The organism is Geminocystis sp. GBBB08 (genome assembly GCF_016743215.1).
Taxonomy (GTDB): domain Bacteria; phylum Cyanobacteriota; class Cyanobacteriia; order Cyanobacteriales; family Cyanobacteriaceae; genus Geminocystis.
Genome location: NZ_VRZC01000048.1, coordinates 1 through 24377, shown reverse-complemented (window position 1 = coordinate 24377; position 24377 = coordinate 1). Strand labels below are relative to the sequence as shown.

At 32.8% G+C, this 24377-nt stretch carries 15 protein-coding genes and 2 pseudogenes; 9 read left to right on the top strand and 8 right to left on the bottom strand.

The features are described 5' to 3' along the window. Positions 1–167 precede the first annotated feature (167 nt). A pseudogene (folD, locus tag FWJ34_RS08315) lies at positions 168–1037 on the bottom strand (bifunctional methylenetetrahydrofolate dehydrogenase/methenyltetrahydrofolate cyclohydrolase FolD). Positions 1038–1220: 183 nt separating this feature from the next. Between folD and FWJ34_RS08310 the strand changes: the two are divergent. Continuing rightward, the gene (locus tag FWJ34_RS08310) at positions 1221–1517 is read left to right on the top strand and encodes a hypothetical protein (RefSeq protein ID WP_308254856.1); all 297 of its coding nucleotides are present in this window, start codon (positions 1221–1223) and stop codon (positions 1515–1517) included. A gap of 45 nt (positions 1518–1562) precedes the next feature. Here the strand turns inward: FWJ34_RS08310 and FWJ34_RS08305 are convergent. From FWJ34_RS08305 to infB, 5 genes and pseudogenes are all read right to left on the bottom strand, one after another. Beyond that, positions 1563–3200: pseudogene (locus FWJ34_RS08305) on the bottom strand (CocE/NonD family hydrolase). An 83-nt stretch (positions 3201–3283) separates the two neighbouring features. Continuing rightward, positions 3284–3541, bottom strand: a complete 258-nt coding sequence (locus tag FWJ34_RS08300; protein WP_308254855.1) for a DNA cytosine methyltransferase — start codon at positions 3539–3541, stop codon at positions 3284–3286. Positions 3542–3546: 5 nt separating this feature from the next. Continuing rightward, complete coding sequence (locus FWJ34_RS08295; RefSeq protein WP_308254854.1) at positions 3547–4344, bottom strand: endonuclease; 798 nt, start codon at positions 4342–4344, stop codon at positions 3547–3549. Further along, positions 4341–5585, bottom strand: coding sequence for a DNA cytosine methyltransferase (locus tag FWJ34_RS08290; protein WP_308254853.1), 1245 nt, complete (start codon positions 5583–5585; stop codon positions 4341–4343). Before FWJ34_RS08290 ends, FWJ34_RS08295 begins: the two co-directional genes overlap by 4 nt. Positions 5586–5824: 239 nt before the next feature. After that, on the bottom strand, positions 5825–8869 hold the full coding sequence (gene infB, locus FWJ34_RS08285; RefSeq protein WP_308254852.1) for a translation initiation factor IF-2: 3045 nt from the start codon (positions 8867–8869) through the stop codon (positions 5825–5827). A 443-nt stretch (positions 8870–9312) separates the two neighbouring features. On the opposite strand from infB, the gene gpmI reads away from it, so the two are divergent. The 8 genes from gpmI (at position 9313) to FWJ34_RS08245 (ending at position 20083) form a co-directional block, all read left to right on the top strand. Next, complete coding sequence (gene gpmI, locus FWJ34_RS08280; RefSeq protein ID WP_308254851.1) at positions 9313–10911, top strand: 2,3-bisphosphoglycerate-independent phosphoglycerate mutase; 1599 nt, start codon at positions 9313–9315, stop codon at positions 10909–10911. A gap of 44 nt (positions 10912–10955) precedes the next feature. Then, positions 10956–11189 carry a preprotein translocase subunit SecG gene (gene secG, locus FWJ34_RS08275; protein ID WP_308254850.1) on the top strand — a complete coding sequence of 78 codons (234 nt, stop codon included), beginning with the start codon at positions 10956–10958 and terminating at the stop codon, positions 11187–11189. A gap of 89 nt (positions 11190–11278) precedes the next feature. Next, the gene (locus FWJ34_RS08270) at positions 11279–11986 is read left to right on the top strand and encodes a matrixin family metalloprotease (protein ID WP_308254849.1); all 708 of its coding nucleotides are present in this window, start codon (positions 11279–11281) and stop codon (positions 11984–11986) included. 252 nt (positions 11987–12238) lie between these two features. Then, on the top strand, positions 12239–13339 hold the full coding sequence (locus FWJ34_RS08265) for an ArsA family ATPase (protein WP_308254848.1): 1101 nt from the start codon (positions 12239–12241) through the stop codon (positions 13337–13339). 26 nt (positions 13340–13365) lie between these two features. Then, entirely contained in the window at positions 13366–15639 is a 2274-nt protein-coding gene (locus FWJ34_RS08260; protein ID WP_308254847.1) for a DNA methyltransferase, read from the top strand. Positions 15640–15769: 130 nt separating this feature from the next. Continuing rightward, positions 15770–17266: a carotenoid isomerase gene (gene crtH / locus FWJ34_RS08255; protein WP_308254857.1), complete on the top strand. Its 1497-nt coding sequence runs from the start codon at positions 15770–15772 to the stop codon at positions 17264–17266. Positions 17267–17350: 84 nt separating this feature from the next. Next, entirely contained in the window at positions 17351–18631 is a 1281-nt protein-coding gene (locus tag FWJ34_RS08250) for an ATP-grasp domain-containing protein (RefSeq protein ID WP_308254846.1), read from the top strand. Between the two features lie 120 nt (positions 18632–18751). Further along, a complete protein-coding gene (locus FWJ34_RS08245; protein WP_308254845.1) occupies positions 18752–20083 on the top strand; it encodes a hypothetical protein in 1332 nt (443 codons plus the stop codon). A gap of 796 nt (positions 20084–20879) precedes the next feature. On the opposite strand, the gene FWJ34_RS08240 is transcribed toward FWJ34_RS08245, so the two are convergent. Next, positions 20880–22361, bottom strand: a complete 1482-nt coding sequence (locus FWJ34_RS08240) for an NADH-quinone oxidoreductase subunit M (protein ID WP_308254844.1) — start codon at positions 22359–22361, stop codon at positions 20880–20882. Positions 22362–22439: 78 nt separating this feature from the next. After that, positions 22440–24326, bottom strand: a complete 1887-nt coding sequence (locus FWJ34_RS08235; protein WP_308254843.1) for an NAD(P)H-quinone oxidoreductase subunit F — start codon at positions 24324–24326, stop codon at positions 22440–22442. Between the last annotated feature and the right edge of the window lie 51 nt (positions 24327–24377).

The following is a 24377-nucleotide window of genomic DNA, read 5'->3' as shown; positions in this document are numbered from 1 at the left end:
TATAAATGCCGCTATCAACATTTTGAAAAAGGCTCTAAGTACCGTAGGGCATACGGGAACTTTTGTCTTTAAGACAATAAACGCTTGGGGAGAGGATGCCTCTATTTTGATTGGTAGCGATACCTGTTTTAAGTAAGCAACCTCATTGAACCAAGAATCCCATCGCATCAACGGCATGGGAGTGTCAAATAACTTTCATAAGTATTTTGTAGCAACATAGCTACTGTCATGGGTCCTACGCCTCCGGGTACAGGAGTAATATAACTAGCGATTTGTTTTACTTCATCATAAACAACATCCCCCACTAAACGCCCTTTTCCGTCGGGAGTTTCTAAGCGATTGATACCTACGTCAATGACTACGGCGTTGGGTTTTACCATATCGGCAGTAATCATTTGTGGTTTACCTACGGCGGCGATTAAGATGTCAGCTTCTCTGGTTACTTCTTGTAAGTTAGGGGTTTTTGAATGGGCGATCGTCACAGTGGCATTTTCTTCTAGTAACATTAAAGCAATTGGTTTCCCCACTAAAATACTTCTACCTACCACAACGGCTTTTTTTCCTGCTAATTCGATATTATATTCTTTGAAAATTTCCATGATTCCTGCAGGAGTGCAACTTCTTAAGCCTTTTTCCCCTCTTACTAATTTACCTAAGTTGGTAGGGTGAAGTCCATCGGCATCTTTTTCGGGTGCGATCGTATGTAATAATGCTACGGAGTCAAAATGATTAGGTAAGGGTAATTGTACTAAAATACCATCAACATGGGGATCTTTATTCAATTGTTTAATGACAGCAATTAATTCTTCTGGGGTTGTATTGGCAGGAAAATGTTTACCAAAAGATGTCATGCCAATTTTTTGACAAGATTTTTCTTTATTATGGACATAAACTGCACTAGCTGGATTATCTCACACCATTAATACCGCTAATCCTGGAGGGCGTTTTTTGGCTGATATTTTTTCTTTAATTGCGACTTGCAAACGAGATTGAATTTTTTTGGCTAAATTTTTACCGTCTAAAATCTGAGCGACCATGTTACTATTAGTTATTAAAAATCAAATTTAACACATACTTCAAAGGATTATAAAAGCAAGTAGTGAAAAAATATCGTTTATTTAATGAATTTTTATGAAATTACCACTAAAATCTCTTAGTTTATTCTCTTTATCTTTTTTTTTTGGGGAATAGCTGGTTGTACATCTTTAATTAAATCAGGCTTGGCTTCTCCTGAAGTTATCGACATTAGTAAAATTCAAAATCAGAATAAGACAACGGAAATCATTAAAATAGAGGGTATTTGTCAAAATATTATACCGTTACTTGATCGCAAAGGTTTTGAAATTAAAGATCAAACAGGTTCTATCTGGGTTGTTACTCAAGGTAATATTCCTAAAATTGGCGATCGCATTTCTGTAGAAGGACAATTAAAATTTCAAGAGATAGTAATTGGAGAAGAAAAATTTAACGAGTTTTATTTAGAAAAAAGTGAAACAGAAACAGAGACTGAGAAGTAATTAAAAATTAAGTAACAAACATGAAAAAGATACTATTTTATTATATTAAAGTATATTAAAGATAATTTTAGAAAGAGTTTTATTTCCTGAAAAAATACTAATAGTTATGGGGTTATTATTTAAGGATAAATGGGATGATTGTGGTTCATTTTTCCCTAAATTAACTCCATAAGCAGGAAAATTGGCACAACTAATACTTAATCTTATGGCAGTATTTTTTTCAATTTTTATACAAGTTGATTGTAGTTTAAATTTAATTGCTTGAGAGGAGTTATTTTCCTTAACTTTGATATAACCCTGACTAAAATTATAAACTTTACCATCAGGAAATACTTGAGAAGTAATAGCACATAAATCAAAACTTTCACTATCAGCTTCCGCATAAATTTCTAATACTATATCTCCAATTATCTCTAAATCTTCTGTAAAAAAATCGGATGTATAAGTAATAATATCGCTTCGATTATCTAATTTTGCTCTTTCAAAACTTCCTGCTGATATACTGTTATGGCCTCCTAAACTCTGAGGCGATCGCCAAAAATCATGAATAATTATATCTTCTTGTTGAGAAATATTTTTATTATTTTTAGTTATTAATTTACCATCATCATCTCGAATATTAGCTAATCCAGTACTCTTTAAATAAAATTCTATTGGTTTTTTACTCTTAAAACTATCTAACTTAATCCATTGGTTACTACCCATTTGAAAAACTTGAATATTTTGCTCAAATAATTTACTATTTTTAATACCTTTTAAATATTTATTAAACCATAAAATTTGATGTTCATTAACATTATTATTCGCTTTTTTAGTATAAGAGCGATCGCCTAAAGTATTTCCCCAAGGAAGATGACTCCAAGCCCCGATAATTAAACTTTGTTGAAACTTAGTTTTTTTTCTCATTTCTTGATATAAATTTAATGTACCTCGTAAATAAGTATCAAACCAACCGCCAATATGAAGCATAGGTAAATCAACATTTTGAAAGTAAGTTTTTGGAGATAAATTTTGCCAATAATCGCTATTTTTAGGATGAGTTAACCACTGATAATAAAAATTACTAGGACAATATTTTCTTAAAACTTCTTCTAAGATAATGGGTATGTCATATAAAGGTAAATTACGACTAGCTAAATAGAGAATTTTATAAGCAGTTAAATCTTCTTTTAATCGTGCTGTTTCTGCCGATAATTGTATCGCCCATGCCAAATTTAACTCATAGCAAAAAGCATCATTTTCATAAGCCCAATCTGAGTATAAATCATAGGCAATCATGGCAGGGCAAATAGTTTTTAATGCCGAATGTTGACTAATAGCACAATATAATTGAGTCATACCTTGATAAGAAAAACCGTACATTCCGACTTTGCCGTTACATCCCTCTAAATTTGCCACCCAATCGAGAGTATCATAACCGTCATTAATTTCCGACTCAAATAACTTAAATTCTCCCTCAGAATCACCTCTGCCTCTAACATCTTGAATGACAACAATGTAACCTTGACGGGCATACCATTTTGCATGTGCATAAACTACCGTTGAAGCGATAGCTTTTCCTTAAGGTTGACGCATCAATAATACGGGTAACTTTTCTGTTGTGACAGGGCGATAAATATCGGCAATTAGCTTAACCCCATCACGAGTCACCATCGAGGCAATTTTTTTGATTATTTTTAACATATTTTATTGATATAGTATTTCTAAAATTATTTGGGTGAATTTCTTTTTTTATTTTTAATTGAGCTACCTTTTTTTATACATTATTAAGTACATAATAAATCTAAATCTAATAAAGACATTTGTTTTGGTTTTAATGGATATTTTAAAGCATAATTTGCATTAAATAATTGTTCTTTGACTTGTTTAGCTATTTCTTCAACCATGGGAATAACGATGGAATTTCCCACTCGATTATAAAGTTTTCCTTTACTTCCAATTAATTTAAAATCATCAGAAAAACCCATTAAACGATAACATTCTTTTAAGGTTAATTTCCGTACTTTCTCCTTATGTAAACTCATTAATTTTATTCTTGATCACAAATATTTTTAATTTCTTGATCAGAAATATCATTTTTACTTACTAATTTATAGTGTTTTTCTTCTACAACAGATAACGAAAATTTATCCTTATCTTCTTCTACAGATAATTCTAAAATAGCAACATTATTTTCTGTTAAAAATTGTAAAGCAATCGGTTTATAAATTGTATTGGGATAACGAATCTTACAAAACTCAATATCTTGCATAACTTGAACAATACCAAAACTATCACCCGGTGATTTAGCTTGACAAGGCAAAACAAAATGAGTTCCTCTTTTATTTATTCCTAAGTAAATTTCATCTATTTTTATTTGCCCTATCGTATCAATAGATGTTCGTAAGTGATTTTGAATAGAATAACAAGTTAAGCCTGTAAATAAGTCGATTAAACGATTGTATCGAACTTTTGTTAATAACGCTTGTTCATCCATACCCGGTGCATAACGTTTTACTATTTCAGGTGTAGCATCTAGTATTTTGATTAATTGTCTATTGTGACTAGGCTCAATTTTTCCCGGAGTTGCTTGTCGAAATTCATATGAGCCTCTACCAGTGCCAATGATAATCCAATCACTATTTTCAGGTGCTTTATTTTTGATAGTAACAGGTAAATCCCTTCTAAATCGATAAGTATAAGGAATATCACCTAAGTTTTTTATCCTGTTAATTTTAAGGACATCAAAGGCTTGAACTAATTCATCTCTATCAAAGGATACTTTTTGATCTCCTTCTCGATAATTATTGAAAAAAACCTTCTCTATAATATCATCATATTTACTCATAATAAGCTCATGTCTAATCTTTTTCTTTTGGGAATTATATCATTTTTAATATTCCAATAACTCGATGCTTTATCCATATTAAATTCCATAAATTTTAGATCAATTTTTTCTAATTTTCTAATTTCTAATTGGTTAATATCCACTTCTAAAACTTTAATTATTTCATCTCCAATAGCTTTAGCTAATATGGGAATTACTGCGTTGCCAATTTCTCTAAAACCATGCCAAATTGTCTCATGAAATAAAAACCAATCAGGAAATGTGTGCAATCGAGCAGCTTCTCTTACTGTAATACATCTAGGTTGTTGGTAGTGAATTGGACGGGCGGCGGTATATGCACCTTTATCTCTAGCCGTTCCTGCTCTAAGTGTATTACATAATCCTGTAGGTGAAAGTTTCAAGAAACGACTGGTTTTTTCTATTTCTCCTTGGGAAGTTGCTTGAAAACGCCCTATAGATTTTTCTGTGTGATTAGAGCCTACATGATTGTAAATAAAATAATCACGTTGTCGATGATGACATAATTTATAGATACCTTGAGAATTTAAGGCAAAATTACGCCTAAATCCTGAATAATCCAGTTTTTTTAAGTCTATACCCTGATTTTCCCCCATAAATGCTGGAATTAAACTTAAATCAGCGATCGCACTTTCTACATTATTCAACTCTTGAGTTTCGAGGGGATAACTAACAGGTTTGACATCATGACGACTACCCATGAGAATTAAGCGTTTTCGTTTTTGGGGTGCACCAAAAAGACTAGCATCAAGGATTTTAACGGGTTTAGCGATGGGAAAACCAAAATTTTCAAATTCTGTAATTAATTCTTCTAAAAATTGTTGATGTTTTCCTACTGCAATACCGGGTACATTTTCAAAGATAAAATATTTCGGTTTTAAGTCTTTTATTACTCTAAAATATTCAAAAACCAAAGAATTACGAGGATCATCTAATTGTCTTTTTCCCATTAAAGAAAAACCTTGACAGGGAGGACCACCTGCAATTAAATCAATATCATAATCAACTCCTTTTTGTTTAAGAATATTTTTAAAATAATCAGTTTTTAAGTTGTTTATATCTTCACAAATAGTGGTAGTGTAGGGAAAATTGAGATGATGAATTAAAGCATGAATGGCATCAAATTCTAGGGCTACGGCAACATCAAATCCTGATGCTTCTAAACCTAAAGACATTCCACCACATCCAGAAAATAAATCAATTGCGATCGGTCTTTTCATCAATTATTCTGAGGAGAATTAAACTGCTATTTAACTTTAAAGGTAAAGGATTCTAATTTCAATGCTACGTTTATTAGACTTTATCAGAAATAAATAAAATTGATAATTTTGCAGGAAAAAAGTGAGGGAGACAACGGAATTAAATTTAATAAATAATTACAAAAAATCAAAGTATATAAGTTTAACCTCAAGTCTTGTACTTATTACTTATTACTTATTACTTATTACTTATTACTTAATTATTACTGAGTTAAAGTACGACGTTTGAATACCATTTCGTAGGCTTCAATATTATCACCCCCTTGCCATTCATTACATTTATTGATGGCGATACCGCACTCAAAACCAGCCGCGACTTCTTTTACGTCATCTTTTACACGACGGAGAGAGTCCAAATTGCCACTGTAAATAATTTGATTATTGCGTAACACTCGAATAAAGCGATTTCTAAGCACTTTCCCTGATGTCACATAACAACCAGCTACAGCCCCTTTACCCACAGAGAATACCGCGCGTACTTGGGCCGTACCAAGACTTTCTTCTACTTCTTCAGGATCTAGTAATCCCTCCATCGCTCCTTCAATTTCATCGAGCAATTTATAAATTACATTATATTCCCGAATATCTACCCCTTCTTGTTCGGCAGCTTGACGGGCATTCGGTGCTAAAGTTGTATTGAATCCTAGTATAATAGCACCACTAGCAGCGGCTAAGTCAACGTCTGTTTCCGTTATTTCTCCGGCTGTGGATAATAAAACTCGAATTTGAACTTCTTTTTGTGGTAGTTGTTTTAATGATCCGAGTATTGCTTCTACAGATCCTTGTACATCGGCTTTAAGAATGAGATTGAGTTCTTTTAATTCTCCTTGTTGTGCTTGAGCTGATAAAGTACTTAATGTTACCCGACGAGAAGACATTGCTTGTTGTAAACGGGTATCTCTTTGCTCTGAGGCACGATTTTCAGCGATCGCTTTAGCTTCTTTCTCATTTTTATAAACATCAAACTCATCACCGGCTGCGGGAACTTCATTTAAGCCTAAAATTTCGACAGCAAAAGAAGGAGTGGCAGCTTCTACTTTATTTCCACGATCATCAATCATAGCTCGAATTTTTCCAGATACAGAACCAGCTACAATAATGTCTCCAACTCTTAAAGTTCCATTTTGAACTAATAAAGTAGCCACAGGGCCTCTAGCACGATCTAGATGTGCTTCAATAACCGTACCTTTAGCGGGACGATCGGGGTTTGCCGAAAGTTCTTCCATTTCCGACACTAAGACAATCATTTCTAAAAGATTATCTAAATTTTGACCGTTTAAAGCACTCACTGGAACCATCACAGTATCACCGCCCCAATCTTCAGGCACTAACTGTAAATCAACTAATTCTTGTTTAACACGATCAGGATTAGCGTCAGCTTTATCAATTTTGTTAATAGCGACAACAATAGGTACTTTTGCGGCTCTAGCATGACTAATAGCCTCTTTCGTTTGAGGTCTAACCCCATCATCGGCGGCTACTACTAATACAGCTATATCAGTGACTTTTGCTCCTCGAGCGCGCATTGCTGTAAAGGCTTCGTGACCCGGAGTATCAAGGAAGACGATTTGTTGAGTTTTACCTTCATGCTCAACATCCACATGATAAGCACCGATATGTTGAGTAATTCCTCCTGCTTCTCCTTGAACTACTTTTGTATTCCTAATAGAGTCTAACAGAGTTGTTTTTCCGTGATCAACGTGTCCCATGATTGTTACAACTGGAGGACGATGTTGTAATTTATCAAGATCTGTTTCCATAATCATTTCAGTTTTAACCGCACTGGCTTTTTCTTCTTCCGTGATTATTTCTACCCCTAAATCAGAAGCTACCATTTTGGCAATTTCAATATCGAGAGTTTCAGTAATATTAACCGCAATACCTTTAAAGAAGAGTAGTTTAATAATTTCTGTGTCAGGAGTATTGAGTAATTCGGCTAAATCTCTTAAAGTAGGATTCTGCCTGAGAACAATAAATTCCGGTAGTTGTTCTTTATCGGATTTGACTTTTTTATCTTGCCTCTGTTCAGTTTTATCAAATTTTGGTTTTTGTCTTCGAGGAAAACGATTTTTTTCAGGGGGCTTAGGTTGTTCACTGAGGGGTTTGTCAGGACGAGCTAATGCTAAATTGAGCATTTCACTGTCAAAATCATCTTCTTCAAAATCCTCATTAAAATCATCATCATCGTCATCAATAAGTAAAGAGCGACGTTTTTTTACTGCTTTTTTACCTTCTTTAGAATCATCATCATCTTCCCAAGTTGCCTCTTCACTTTTATTTAAAAGTTTTTTCGGTTTTTGTTTAGTTCTTGTGGGTTTTTCCAGTAGTATAATGGGTTCTGGTTCAAAATCATCATCTACAGTGAGAGATTTATCTTCTAAATCATCATCGAGATCTAAATCTGGTTCAATAACGGCAACTGGTCGTTGAGGTGGTCGATGTAATTTTGGTTTAGGTGTTGATTTATTTTCTATTGCCGCCATATTTTCTTCTCTAATGGTTAGAGGTTTTTTGACGGGCTTTAAAGTTGATTCTTGATCTCTAATTTCTACATTTTCTTCCCCTTCTTGACGACGTTGACCATTTTTAAAGCGACGAGAGGTGTTAATTTTCGTTTTATTATTAATTTTCGGTTTTGGTCGTTTATCTTCATTACTAGAAGATGAGTTTAAAGAAGAATTTTTTTCCGAAATAGGTAAAGATAATTTTTTGCTATTATTTTCCTTGGATTTATCAATATGAGTAATGGGAATCGATTTAGCTGCTGGTTTATTTCCCTTATTAATTTGAGGTCGTGGTGGTGGCCCTTTGAGTTCTTTAGGAGGAGTAACTGCTGTTGTTTCTGTTACTTTTACAGGACTAGAACTATTAGCTTCGGAAGATGTAGGCATCTGAGGACGGGGAGGACTTAAAAGAGTAGGACTTTCTTTTAATGCCTCGGAGTTAGACGCTTCACTCACATTACTTGCGTATATAGCAAGTATTTCTGGTTTTTTATTTTTTGGTTTCAAGTCTGGCGTGGGAGAATTTTTTGTTTCTTTATTGATATTTTTTTTGACTTGGTGATTGGCAGATGTCATATGATGGTTTTTGGCTGCTTCTTTGATATTTTCGGCTTGAGTTTCAGTTATAGTACTGCTATGATTTTTCACATCAATGGATAACTCGGTACATATATCTAATACGTCCTTGTTATCCAACCCAAGCTCTTTTGATAAATCGTATATTCTTATTTTTCCGTTTTTCATCCACAAATTGCCCTAAGTGTACTATATTATAACTGTTTTTGGTAAATTTTAATTAGATTTTTAATCTTAAACTTTATCTTTTACTATTTTACTATTTTATGAGGAATGAGCAATTAAGTACCAGTGCAAAATTAACTGTCTATGAGCAATTGCTTTGGAAAGGGTTGAAACTTCTTATCGAATTATTTAGCCTTTTCTAGTTGCTGTAACTTTTATACAACCTAGTATAACATCACATTTATCTTTATCTATAAATAAAAATATCAATTTCATCCTCACTATTTCTATTGGAATATGACGCGAAACGGTAGAACCTGCTACCTGTCTAATATTCACGTCAATACAAAATTATTTGCTTTAACGGGAGTAAATAGGTGCAAGATCTTCGTTAAATATAGGTAAAATACTAATATTCAGCTCTAAATTATTAGCAGTCAAAGATTATGTATCAAAAACAAGTTGCCCCCGTTGTGTTAGTAAGTCTTGATGGTTGGGGTTATAGGGAAGAGACAAGAGATAATGCCATCGCCTTAGCAAATACCCCTGTAATGGATAGTTTACAAAAAGTCTATCCTTATACCCTTATCAACGCATCTGGGAAAGCCGTTGGATTACCTAATGGACAAATGGGTAATTCAGAAGTAGGGCATTTGAATTTAGGTGCAGGACGAGTAGTGCCTCAAGAATTAGTCAGAATTTCTGATGCTGTAGAAGATGGCTCAATTTTTACCAACCCAGTATTAGAAGAAATATGTCATAATCTCATTGAATCAAAAGGTAAGTTGCATTTAATGGGATTATGTTCTGATGGTGGTGTCCATTCTCATATAGATCATTTGCTTGGTTTACTTGATTTAGCTAAATTACAGGGTGTTTCTGAAGTTTGTGTACACTTTATCGCTGACGGTAGAGACACTAATACTAATGCTGGGGTAAACTATGTGAAAGCTATTGAAGAACATATAAAAAAAATTGGTATTGGTAAAATTGTTACAGTTTGTGGTCGTTATTACGCTATGGATCGAGATCGCCGTTGGGATAGAATAAAAAAAGCCTATGATTTATATACCACAGAAGGCACTGGAGACGGTAGAAGTGCCGTGGAAGTTATGGAAGATTTTTATCAACAAAATTTAACGGATGAATTTATTGAACCAACTCGTATAACTGAAGGTGCTGTTACCCCAGGAGATGCCATTATTTTTTATAATTTTCGTCCAGATCGAGCTAGACAAATCTGTTCTGCTTTCACTATGGATGATTTTAATAGCTTTAAGCGAGAGAAAATTGATAACCTCAGTTTTGTTACTTTTACCCAATATGATCCCAATTTACCGGTAAAAGTAGCTTTTGAACCTCAACAACTCACGAACATTCTGGGAGAAGTTATCGCCAATGCTGGATTAAAACAATTTCGGACTTCCGAAACTGAAAAATATCCTCATGTTACTTATTTTTTTAACGGTGGTTTAGAGCAACCATTAGAAGGAGAAGATAGAGAATTAGTACAAAGCCCCATGGTTACAACCTATGATAAAGCTCCCGCCATGTCGGCTTACGAATTAACGAAGGTAGCTTCTAAAGCTATTTCTAAAGGTATTTACTCTTTTATAGTAATCAATTATGCCAATCCTGATATGGTAGGGCATACTGGTAAATTAGATAAAGCAAAAGAAGCGATTGAAATAGTAGATATTTGTGTAGGTAAATTATTATCGGCGATTAATCAAGTAGGTGGTACAGCTATTATCACTGCCGATCATGGTAATGCAGAATATATGAAGGATGAAAACGGCAACCCTTGGACTGCACATACCACAAATAAAGTACCGTTTATTTTAATTGAAGGTGAAGGATGTAAAATAGTTGGTCATGGTGGTAATGTGCAATTGCGAGAAAATGGTAAATTAGCAGATATTGCTCCTACAATTCTCGAAATTTTACAGTTACCTAAACCTAAAGAAATGACTGGAGAATCTTTAATTCAAAAATCAGAGTATCAAGTCAAACAAAATCGGACTCCTGTCAGTATCTCGGTTTAATTATGGATATAATAGGTTAGTTAAATTTTTATATTTTGTTAATTATGACCGTTTATCAATTAGTACAAATTATTTGGGTGGCTTCTTGTGCATTATTAATAGTTCTAGTCTTGTTACACTCTCCTAAAGGTGATGGATTAGGCGGTATTGGCGGACAAGCTCAACTTTTTTCTAGTACTAAAAGTGCAGAAGCAACTCTTAACCGAGTTACATGGATTTTAAGTCTCACTTTTATCAGTTTAACGGTTGTTTTAAGTGCAGGTTGGTTAAATAATTAGGAATGAGGAATGAGGAATGAGGAATTAAAAATTAGAAATAGGAGTGGATACTTATTAAAAAGTCAATTAAAATCAAATTTAATATTTTTTTGCTTTTCTTTTTAGCAAGTTTAATCATATTGATTTTCAGTCATTCTGTTAATGGGAAAGATAGTGATTTACCACCTTTAAAAATTCATCCTTTACCCCTTTCTTTACAAAATTGGATTTCTGATAATCAAGAAGATTATTTTAGTCAAATTGAGCCTCATTTAGCCGGTTATTTAATCTGGTCAAATTTTCCTGTTAAAGTTTATTTACAATCTCCTGATACTAATTTATCTCCAGCAGGTTTAACTGAGTTTGAACAATGGCAAAAAGCAGTGACAATGGCTATCACAGTCTGGAATCCTTACTTACCTTTAATAGAAGTGGATTCTCCCGAAAAAGCCGATATTCTCATTTATCGTCGTTATCCTGAATTTAAAGCCGAAATTAACCCTAAAACAGGATTATATAACTTGCCAAGGGCAAAAGCCGCTACCACTACGGTTAAGTTTTATGTTACAGAAACTAACCCTCCTCAATTACGCCATCGAATGACGATAGAAGTTAATCCTCATCAAACTTTTGACTATTTAGTAACTAATATTACCCACGAATTAGGTCATGCTCTAGGTATTTGGGGACACAGTTTAAATGAGACTGATATAATGTATTATTCTCATACAAAACAAATTCCGACTATTTCCCCCCAAGATATAAATACTCTCAAAAAAATCTATCAACAACCCACTCGTTTAGGTTGGCAACAATAATTTATTTTTTTAGTACTGGCGATCGCAAATCTATTAATGTGGGAAAGCAATGTTTTTGGATTTTATATATTATATCAGGTTCGATTAAATAATCATAGTAAATTTTCTCGCAAAGACGCAAAGACGCAAAGAAAGACGCCAAGTTTTATTATAAGTTATTATCCGAACTTGATATTAGATATTCTTTCAAAGTTATTCTAGTTCCTAATTCAAGATAGAATTTTAAAAAATACTCATTCTAATTTTTATAATATGGCTTTTATACTCACATTCTTAGGTAAAGGTGGTATTGGTTGCACCACAACAGCTATTGCCGCCGCTCAAAAATACGCTATCTTAGGCAAAAAAGTTTTATTGGTAGTGCAAGATTCTACTCCTTCTTTTCTTTTACAAATTGGAGTTGATGTAAAATCCACTATTACCCAAATTAGTTCTAATTTAGACGCAATTCAGTTACAAAGTAGTCAATTATTAGAAAATAGTTGGGAAGAATTAAAAAAATTAGAAACAAAATATTTGCGATCGCCTGTACTAAATAATATTTTTGCCCAAGAATTAGCAATATTACCCGGTATGGATGATGCTTTAACTTTAAATTATCTCCGAGAACAGGATCAAAGTGGCAAATATGATGTTATTGTTTATGATGGCAAAAGTAGTCTTAATGTTGTAAGAATGTTTGGTATTCCAGAAACTTTAAGTTGGTATATTCGAAGAATGCGCAATTTACTGGAAAACTCAGATATTGTCAAAACTTTGTCGCCTTTTGTGCAACCTGTTACCAGTGCCGTCTTAAATGTTTCTTGGAGTGCTGATAATTTTGCACAGCAACCTAGTAATGAAGTTAATCAGATTTTAGATCAAGGTAAAAATGCTGTCAATGATCCGAGTCGTTTATCCGCTTTTTTGGTGACTAATTCTACCCCAGAAGCCATCGCTACTGCTAGATATTGGTGGGGAAGTGCTCAACAAATTGGCTTAACCGTGGGCGGTGTTTTACTTAATCAACGGGAAATTACCCCAGAAATAGAAACGGCTTTTAATCTTTTAACGATCAATTCTATTCCCAATATAGAATCAAATAATTTAGAAGAATTATCTTCTGCTTTACCAGATTTTCAAAAACAAGCCCTAAAAGCACCAAAACCTTTAACTATTGATACCAATAACCGAGAAGTGAGAATCTTTTTGCCGGGATTTGATAAAAAACAGGTAAAATTAAGTCAATCTGGCCCTGAAATAACTATTTCCGCAGGTGATCAACGTCGTAATATATTCTTACCATCACCGTTAAAAGGGCAATCTGTCAAAAGTGCAAAATTTCAGGATGCTTATCTAATAGTGAGTTTATAAAACAACACTAATTTATTGATAAAAAGATGGTTAATATTTTCTCAGAAATTGACTTTAATACCCTTAAACATAATCCCGACTTTAAAGAAGATAGTGTTAGAGAAGTGGTTATTTTACCCCTTTTAAAAATTCTTGGTTATACCGAAACAAATATTGTTCGTAGTAAAACTTTACAGCACCCTTTCCTCAAAATTGGTAGTAAAAAACGCAAAATTAATTTAATACCTGATTATCTCTTAAAAATCGAAAATAATTACCCTTGGGTATTGGATGCCAAAGCACCAAATGAGAATATTAAAGAAGGGGATCACATTGAGCAAGTTTACTGTTATGCTACTCATCCCGAAGTGAGAAGTAATTATTTTGCTCTCTGTAACGGCATTGAATTTAGTTTGTTTAAAACCTCTGGTAATGATACCCCTATTTTATATTTTTCCCTCGCTGAAATCAATTATTATTATGAACAATTAGCTCAATTTTTGTCTTTAAATAGTTTTCAAGTTGGTAAGGCTTTTGCTTATGATGAGGGTTATTTTCTCACGCAAAGTCGCAAAGTCGCAAAGAAGGGTGCAAAGGATTTTTTGGTGAGTCAATTTGATTATCTAAATCGCCCTTTATTAGCTGAAATTATCCCGAAAAAACAAGCCGCTAAAAGACATTTTGGGGTGCATGGTTATTTTACTAAACAAGTGTGGAATGTGGTGGCAGAATATATCAAAAATTTTAGTCAACCTCATGATACTATTCTTGATCCTTTTGGTGGTAGTGGTGTCACCGCCATTGAGGCTTTAATGAATAATCGCAAAGCCATCAGTATTGACATTAATCCTCTGGCAATTTTTATGGTTAATTCCCTCATTTCTCCTGTTAATTTTGATGAGTTAAATGAGGCTTTTAATCGGGTAAAATTAGCTTATCAAAAAAATGAACCTACCACCGAAGATGACATCAAAAAAGCTCTTAAAAAATATCCTTATCCTAAGGGTTTAAAGTTGCCTAAAGGTTCGGATGTTGATACCATAGAAAATTTATTTAGTGATAAACAATTAGCTCAATTAGCTTTCTTAAAATCTATCATTAAAAAGGAGAAAGATAAAAATATTAGAAATTCTTTAATGTTAGCTTTTTCTAGTACAATTACTAAAATTAATAAAACCTATCATAATTCTAGTTCAAGAGATGAAAATGCAGGAAATTCAGCCGTTTTTGCATACTATCGTTATCGAGTTGCTAAAAATGATATTGATTTAAACTTAATTAAGTCTTTTGAAACTAAATATAAAAAGTTGTTGAATGCAAAAAAAGAGATGGAATATTTTATTAATGAAAACACCATTTCTAAGGCTCAAATTCTCAAAGCATCCGCAACAAATTTAAGTTTTATCCCTAATGAAAGTATAGATTATATTTACACCGATCCACCCTACGGCAAAAAAATTCCTTACCTCGATTTGTCGATTATGTGGAATGCTTGGCTTGATTTAGAAGTAACAGAAAATGACTATAATTTAGAAGCAATTGAAGGAGGAGAAAATAAAAAAACCAAAGATGAATATAATCAATTAATCGCCCAAAGTATTAAGGAAATGTATCGAGTATTAAAATTTGACAGGTGGTTGTCGTTTGTATTCGCCCATAAAGATCCCGAATTTTGGCATTTAATCATCGATACGGCGGAGAGTTGCGGTTTTGAGTATAAGGGGGCAGTAGCTCAAAAAAATGGACAAACTAGCTTCAAAAAACGTCAAAATCCTTTTACTGTGTTATCAGGGCAACTGATTATTAATTTTTGTAAAGTTCGTACTCCTAAAGCGATTATGAAAGCTAATTTAGGGATGGATATAGCAGAAATTGTGATTCAGACGATCGAGGGTGTAATTGCAAAAAATGATGGTGCTACCCTTGAGCAAATTAACGATGAATTGATTATTAAAGGCTTAGAATTGGGGTTTTTAGATTTATTGAAAAAAGAATATTCAGACTTAACACCGATATTATTAGATAACTTTGATTATGATGAAAAGACGGAATTATTTACTCTAAAAAAAGATACTAAATTCAAGTCACATATAGACGTAAAATTGAGAATTAAATACTATTTAATCAGCTATTTAAGACGCATGGAAAGGGAGAATAAAACTACCACTTTTGATGAAATTGTGTTATATATTTTACCCTTATTAAAAAATGGTACAACACCGGAAAATCAGACAATTTTAACCGTCTTAGAAGATATAGGGGAGAGAGTAGGAGAAAACCATTGGAAATTGAAAGGAGAAGGGCAATTAAGCCTATTTTAAAGGTTCTTAGTCACGATTTTAGGGAATAAAGGATAGTTTCTCTAATGCCGTTAAAAATAAACCAATTTTTTTTAGAGCAACTAAAGGCTAAACTTATATAAGCGAGATTTTAGGTAAATCAAAGATCGAGATTATGAGTCAGTATGATGTTATTGTAATTGGTTCTGGTATTGGCGGTTTAGTCACAGCAACTCAATTAGCTGCCAAAGGAATCAAGGTATTAGTCTTAGAAAGCTATCTGATTCCGGGTGGTAGTGCTGGTTATTTTGAAAGGGAAGGTTATCGTTTCGATGTTGGTGCTTCCATGATTTTCGGATTCGGCGAAAAAGGTACAACTAATTTACTAACCCGTGCCTTATCGGCAGTAAATATGACTATGGAAACTATACCAGATCCTGTACAAATTCATTATCATTTACCGAATAAGCTAGATCTCAAAGTCCATCGAGATTATAATAAATTTTTACAAGAATTATATAACCGTTTCCCTGAAGAAAAAAAAGGCATCAAAAGTTTTTATGATGAGTGTTGGCAAGTATTTAACTGTCTCAATTCGATGGAATTACTTTCCCTTGAGGAAATTGGTTATTTAACCCGTGTATTTTTTCAACATCCGTTATCCTGTCTTGGATTGCTCAAATATTTACCTTTAAATGTGGGTGATGTTGCCCGTAAATATATTAAAAATCCTGAATTGCTCAAATTTATTGATATGGAGTGTTATTGTTGGTCAGTTGTACCAGCAGATTTTACCCCCATGATTAACGCTGGAATGGTATTTTCCGATCGCCATTACGGTGGAATCAACTATCCTAAGGGAGGAGTTGGTAAAATAGCCGAAAAATTAGCAGAAGGATTGGAAAAAATAGGTGGTGAAATTCACTACCAAGCAAGAGTGAAAGAAATTATCATCAAAAATAATCAAGCCATAGGAGTCAAATTAGCTGACGGCAATGAATATTTTGCTCAAAAAATCGTCTCTAATGCTACCCGATGGGATACTTTTGATAAATTGATAGAGAAGAATAAAAAGCCAAAAGCAGAAATAAAATGGCAGAAAAATTATCGTCAATCTCCTAGTTTTTTAAGCCTACATTTAGGAGTAGAAGCCCAAGTTTTAGCGAATAATCCTGAATGTCACCATATTATTTTAGAAAAATGGAATAACTTAGAAGCCGAACAGGGTACAATTTTTGTCTCGATTCCCACCCTACTCGATCCAAGTTTAGCACCTAATGGTTATCATATCATTCACGCCTTTTCTCCTAGCTCAATGGAATATTGGGAAAATTTATCAACTCAACAATATGAATATAAAAAAGAAGAAGCCGCTGGATATTTAATCCAACGTTTAGAGAAAATTTTCCCGGGATTAGATACTGGTTTAGATTATATGGAAATAGGCACTCCTCGCACTCACCGACGCTTTTTAGGGCGAATTAATGGTACATATGGACCTATTCCTGCTAAACGTCTTAAGGGTTTATTATCAATGCCTTTTAATCGCACTGCCATCAAGAACTTATATTGTGTCGGTGATAGTACATTTCCTGGACAAGGTTTAAATGCTGTAGCTTTTTCTGGTTTTAGTTGCGCCCATCGTATCGCCGTTGATTTAGGCTGTTAAATAATGAGGAATTAGGAGAAATAAAATTATCAACTATTTACTATTTATTACTTAATTACTATTCACTATCAACTATTCACTATTATGGATTTATTAGAATATCAAGCAAAACAATTATTTGAGCAAGTTGGTATCCCCATTTTACCTTCTCAATCCATTTCTTCTGCCAGTGAATTAAAAAATTTACATATCCCTTACCCTATTGTTTTAAAATCTCAAGTCTTGGCTAGTGGTAGGGCAAAAGTTGGAGGCGTTAAATTTGTAGAAAATACTATCGATGCTATTGCGGCTTCTCAATCTATCTTTAATTTGCCTATTGAAGGAGAATATCCCAAGGTAATTTTAGCAGAGGCTCGTTATGATGCGGAAAATGAATTCTTTTTGGCTATTATGCTTGATTATGCCTTAAAAAAAACTGTTTTATTAGGTTCATCCTATGGCGGTATTAATATTGAAATACTGCTAGATAATTTACAAACTTGTGTTATTGAAGAAGAATTTTCGCCTTTTTATGCCCGTCGTTTAGTTAAACAAATGGGGTTGACGGGAAAAGCGATGGCTTCTGTGAGTAAAATCATTGAAAAAATGTATGATTTATTTATCACTCATGATCTTGATATTATTGAAATTAATCCTTTAGCTATTAACGCCAATGGTGAAGTAATGGCTTTAGATGGTAAAATTCGAGTAAATGATTATGCTTTGAATCGTCATCCTTACTTACTTAAGTCTCTGACTCGAGAAACTCCTCAAATTTCTTCAATAATTAATACATTGCACCAACAAAATTATTCAACTGTTAAAGAAGTTAATAAATCTATTTTAGAATTAAATTCAGAGAGTAATTTAGCAATTATTTCTGATAGTATTGATTTAAGTATTTTAACTATTAATTCTCTTATTTCTCAAGGACAAAAAATTCATAGTTGTTATATTTTATCCTCAGAAAATAATGATGAAGGACAAGAGAATATTAATGATTTATTTACTAATATTATTAATAATTCTACCATTGAAGTTGTGATGATTAATCTTTCTGTTTTAGGGGATATTGTTGATTTATTTATTCAGAAAATAGCCCAATATTCTCAAAAACAAGCAACTATATCATCTTCTGGTAGTGATGACAGGGCTGATAGAGCTACTGGGGTAAGATTATATAATAATCAATCATCCTTGACAATAAAATCATCTCAACCCCTAAGAAAAATTGATTGGATTTTACGCATTACCTCATCTAATGTAACTATACATCAAGAAAAATTGAACGGATTACCAATTCATTATCTTGCTGAATTAGATATGGCGATCGCCCTAACTATTAAAAACTGTCAATTAGCGTTAGATAAAGACAATTTGAAATAAAAGAGTCATATCAAATAATCTATAAAGTTTTATTGCATTTTCAGTCAAAAAAAAGTAATCTATAATACCATAATCTGAATATATAAAATAAGATCATATTTTCAAAGGGTTAATATTTGTATGACTAGAAAAAAAACTGGCACTGGTATCGGTTTAGGTAATCCTAAATCAAAAGTAAATTTATCTCTTACCACTAAAGCAACGGAAACCTTAGAGACAATTAGCAAACAAACGGGTTTAACTAAATCAGCTTTATTTGAGAGTATTTTAAGTGGTAGTATTTCCATTTCTAGTCATCAAGCAAATCAGGTAGTAACAATTACGGGAGATACCAGTGAATTAAGAGACAATAATGTCGATAATAGTATTTCTCAAGAAGATAATAACACCAAAAATGAGAGTGCCAATAATGCGATTAGTGAAGAATTAGAGCGACAAAAACAGCATATTGAAAATTTAGAAAAAGAAGTTGCTAAACAAGAAAAATTAGTAAGAGAAAAACATCAAACTAATGAATTTCTTAGTCAAGAATTAGAAGCACAATTAGCCAACTTTAAGTCTTTAGAATCTGAGTTAAAACAGATAGAAAAAAAAGAGAATAACAAATTAATATCTCTGGAAGAAAATTTAAGAGAAAAAGAGGAAAAATTAACGGAATTTAAACAACAATTAGATGAACTAAATTCTACTTTTAAAATTAAAGAAGATGAGTTAAATCAATTGTTAGGTAATAAAAATACAGTAATTGAAGAATTGAGTCAAAAACTTACTAATTTTGAACAACAAATATCAGAATATAATAATAACAATGAATCATTACAAAATCAACTAAATGATCTTAATAAGCAGACTGAAGAAGTTCAAGTTAAATATAATAATTTACAATCAGAATTAATTGTTAAAAATCAGACTATTGATTCTCTTAATCAGGAATTAACGGTTAAAAATCATGCTATTGATTCTTTGAATCAGGAATTAACGGTTAAAAATCATGCTATTGATTCTTTGAATCAGGAATTAACGGTTAAAAATCATGCTATTGATTCTTTGAATCAGGAATTAACGGTTAAAAATCATGCTATTGATTCTTTGAATCAGGAATTAACGGTTAAAAATCATGCTATTGATTCTTTGAATCAGGAATTAACAGTTAAAAATCATGCTATTGATTCTCTTAATCAGGAATTAACTCAACAAAAAAATATTATTAATCAATTAGAAAAACAAATAAATAGTCAACAAGAAACTATTGAAAAATTAGAATTAGAAAAAAACCAAATTCGCTCACATATTGAAAATAGTCAACAAGCTATCACAGGTAAATTAATAGCTATTAATCAGCAACAAAAAGTTACGATTAATCACTTAGAATCTCGTATTGCTGAGTTAGAAACGGTATCAACTATTGGCGAACAAACATTGAATAAATGGCGATCGAAATTGTATAATTAGGGTGTGATGAAAAAGTATGAGTGATAAGGGTAGCAAAGAGGTAATAGTTATCAGAAATCAAAAATCAAGGTATTGATGCTGGTTTAGCCTCTTACAAGAAGATTTGATTATTAATACAAATACTTGAATTATCTTTGCGTCTTTGCGTCTTTGCGAGAAAAAACAAATCAAATTTTTTAATACAAATTGCTAAAACTACCCATTTTGTTATCAGTATATGATGTCTTTAGCCCTCGATTTTTATAGTTTTTTGATTAAAAATGAGGAATTAGGAATTAGAAATAAAAATTTTTGTTAACTTTTTCACTAACCGCCTAATCAGGAATCGGGAATTATTGGCAAGATAACTATTTCACCACTATCAACTATTGATTATTCACAATCTATTAATTATTTACTATTCACTATTCACAATAAATATCTCAGAGGATGTTTGAAAAGTATCAAATAACGGTGATAGGGGGGATAAGGAGATAGGGTGATAGGGGCTGATAACAAGAAAAAATACCATAAATTGAATAGACTTCTTGAAGAAGTTAGGCAACGATGCACTTTTGCACTCTTGCAATGGTTATTAAAATTGATAATTTCTCACCTCAAATACATTTTAATTTTTATTTTGCACTCGTGTCTAATAGAAAGATCAATTAATATCGGTTTTTAAAAAATTTTAGAACTTTTTGAATAAGTTTTTTACCTTATCTTTACCTAACACCTGATACCTGATACTTGATACCTGATACCTGACAGTTAGATATGGCGTTTGTGATAGTTTAATGATATATTTACCTATAGACTATTGTTTATTACTAAGTAATTGTTGATTACCGTATAAAATAACAGTGGCTTGAGTTTCACTCCAACGAGTAATTAAATGAGGCTGTAAACCAAAAATAACTATTAAAAAAGCAAGGAATAAGGCTGGTATTTTCTCACTCCATAAAACTTTAGGTAAATCACTTAATTCAGGAGTTAAACGCCCAAAAAAGACTTTATTTACCATTAATAAAAAGTAAACTGCTGTTAATCCTGTGCCAATTAAACATAATAGAGTAGGAATAGGAAAAATGGGAAAACTGCCTCTAAAAACAAGAAATTCAGAAATAAAACCTACCATGCCCGGAATCCCTGAACTCGCCATTACTGCTACAATCATTAAACTACCCGTAATAGGTAAGCCTTTTTCTGGATTGAGTAAACCTCTTAAATAGTTAACGTCTCGACTGCCTGTTTTTTTATAGACGATTCCCACAAGAATAAATAACATTGCTGAGATTAAACCGTGACTTATCATCTGCAAAATAGAAGCATTAATGCTTAGTCTTGTGGTTGCCGCCGCCGCCAATAAAATATAAGCCATGTGGGCAATAGATGAATAAGCTACTACTTTTTTCATATCTTTTTGGGCGATGGCACAAGTAGCACCATATAAAGCACTTATCCCTGCTAAAATAGCTAAATAAGGAGCACAAATTACCCAAGCATCTCGGAAAAAGCCGATACCAAAGCGTAATAAGCCGTAAGTGCCAAGTTTCAGTAAGACTCCCGCTAACAATACTGATACTGGAGTACTTGCTTCAACGTGTGCATCAGGTAGCCAAGTATGGAAAGGAAAAATAGGAATTTTGATAAATAAACCGATTAAAAGGGGGATTAACAGTAATAATTGGCTATTTACTGTCAAAGAATGGGATTTTAAGGGCTCAAATGCAAAAGTTACCTCGCCACTTAACCATACTAAACCTAAAAAGGAGATTAAGACCAAAAATCCTGATAAGGCGGTATAGAGTAAAAATTTCATCGCAGCATAACCTCTTTTTGCACCCCCCCAGACGGCAATAAGAAAATATAAAGGCACAATTTCTATCTCATAAAACAGGAAAAATAGTAGTAAATTTTGTGCTAAAAATGCTCCTGCTACCCCCCCACTTAATAACAAAATCATGCCGTAATAAAAACGAGGACGTTGTATATCTTTTGGAGTAATATAAAGAGAAATAAAGGTTAATAAACTATTAATACAAAGAAGAGGAAAAGATAAGCCATCTACTCCTAAGTCATAGCTTAAGCCTAACCAACTTAACCAAACAAAACTTTCAGTAAATTGTAACCCTAAAAAGTCGATTTGAAAATTTAAACCTAAAATAATAGTAATAAAACAAGTTATTCCTGCTATTGTTAAAGCTATGTTGCGATAAATTAAAGTATTTTTAAAGCTAGGTAAAAAACAGATTATTATGGCAGCAACTATAGGTATCCAAATAAATAAACTTAACATTTTTACTAATGAGTAATGAGGAATGAAGAATCAAAAATTAAGAATTGAAAATCAGTAATAAGGAATGAGGAATGAAGATTAAAATGACCAATAGTTGATAAGATTTTCCCATTGTCCACTTAAAATTAACCAGATTAATAAACTAATACCGATGACTATAGTCAGAATATAAAATTGCGATTGTCCAGAAGTATTATATTTAAGAGAGTTACCACTAAAAATAGTCGCTAAACTAACAAGATTAACGACTCCATCTATTATATAGCGATCGCACCATGTGGTAAATTTAGCTAAGTTAGAGACAAAAGCAACCACTGTAAACTGATAAATTTTATTAAGGTAAAAATCGTAAGCTAGTAAATCTTGAATAACACGAATAGACTTCTCAACAGGGCGATTCCAACCTCTTCTTAAAGGAATAAAAGCACCAATAAGACAACCAATCAATCCCGAAGCCATAATTAAAGGTAAACCATAATTAGCGATCATCTCTTGAGTATCGAGAATAGGAGTAGTTGAATTTAACCAGAGAGAATAATTGAAAGGTACAAATGGTGCAACTAAGGTGATGATAGTTAAAGTTACCATAGGAAAAGCCATTTGCCAAGGCACTTCAGGCGCTCGTTTGCTTTTCGGTTGTGGTTTACCTAAAAAGACTAAACGGAAAACTCTTGTAAAATTTACCGCATTGACTAAATTAACGATAATTAAAATTATCAATAACCACCAAGTAACGTTTAAGTTACCATTAAACCAACGACTAAAAGTGAATAACATTCCTAACGGTAACAAAGCAACAATTCCGGCACTACCCGTCATATAAGCTAAAGTCGTTGCTGGCATTTTTGACCAAATTCCACCTAATTCTGTGATATTTTGACCACTGGTTGTTAAAATGATAGAACCAACACTCATAAATAATAAAGCCTTTGCCACCCCATGAGTAAATAATATCAGGAAAGCAATGTCAACGTGCCCCATACCCACAGCGATAAATACTAAGCCTAAATAAGCACTGGTAGAATGACACAAAGTACGTTTGAGATCTATTTGTGCTAAAGCAATTAATGAACCACCAATAGCGGTAATCGCTCCGATTACAATTAAAGTATTTGTCACCACAGGAGAAAGAGTAAATACTGGCTCTAATTTTATGAGTACATATGCACCGGCAGAGACAACAATCGAATTACGCATAATACTAGCAGGATTGGGGCCTTCCATACCCTCATCAAGCCAGAGATTTAAAGGAAATTGAGCACATTTGCCGGTAGGCCCCGCAATTAAGGCTAAACCAATTAAAGTTACCGTAAAAACAGGTAAAGGAGAAGTTTCTGCCCAATTTTTGAGTTGTGAAAAACTTAATCCAGCTCCGTTGCTAGAAAGTGCGACAATACCCATGAGTAAAAGAATATCACCTACTCTTTTTGTTAAAAAGGCATCCCTTGCGGCAGTAACAACTAAAGGTTGTGCATACCAAAAACCGACTAATAAATAAGTAGAAAGAGTAAGTAATTCTAATAAACCATAACTAAGTAATAGAGAATCACTTAAAGCAATACCACCTAATGCTGCTTCAAAAAATCCCATTAAGCCAAAAAATCGAGCTAATGCCCAATCTTTTTCCATGTAGCCTAGGGCAAATACTTGTGCAATAAGACTAATACTTGTTACTAATTGTAATGCTACCGCACTGACAGGAGAAATTTCGATAGTGAAAGATAAATCTAAATCAGCAATGCTAAACCAAGGAAAAACAATACTTTCAGCCGGTTTTTGCCAAATATGAGTAACAACAAAACTATCATGGATAAAAGATAGAAATGTCATGAAAATATTAATATAGGCTGCCGGGCGTGGTCCTGTCTTACGAATGAAACCTAAAGCCCAAGGCAGACTTAAAATCGCACCCAATAAACTATATAAAGGTATTAACCAAATATAATGTACTAAAAAATCTATCATTCCTGTTTTTTAATATATTGATCATGAAAACATAATTGATCAATCTTATAG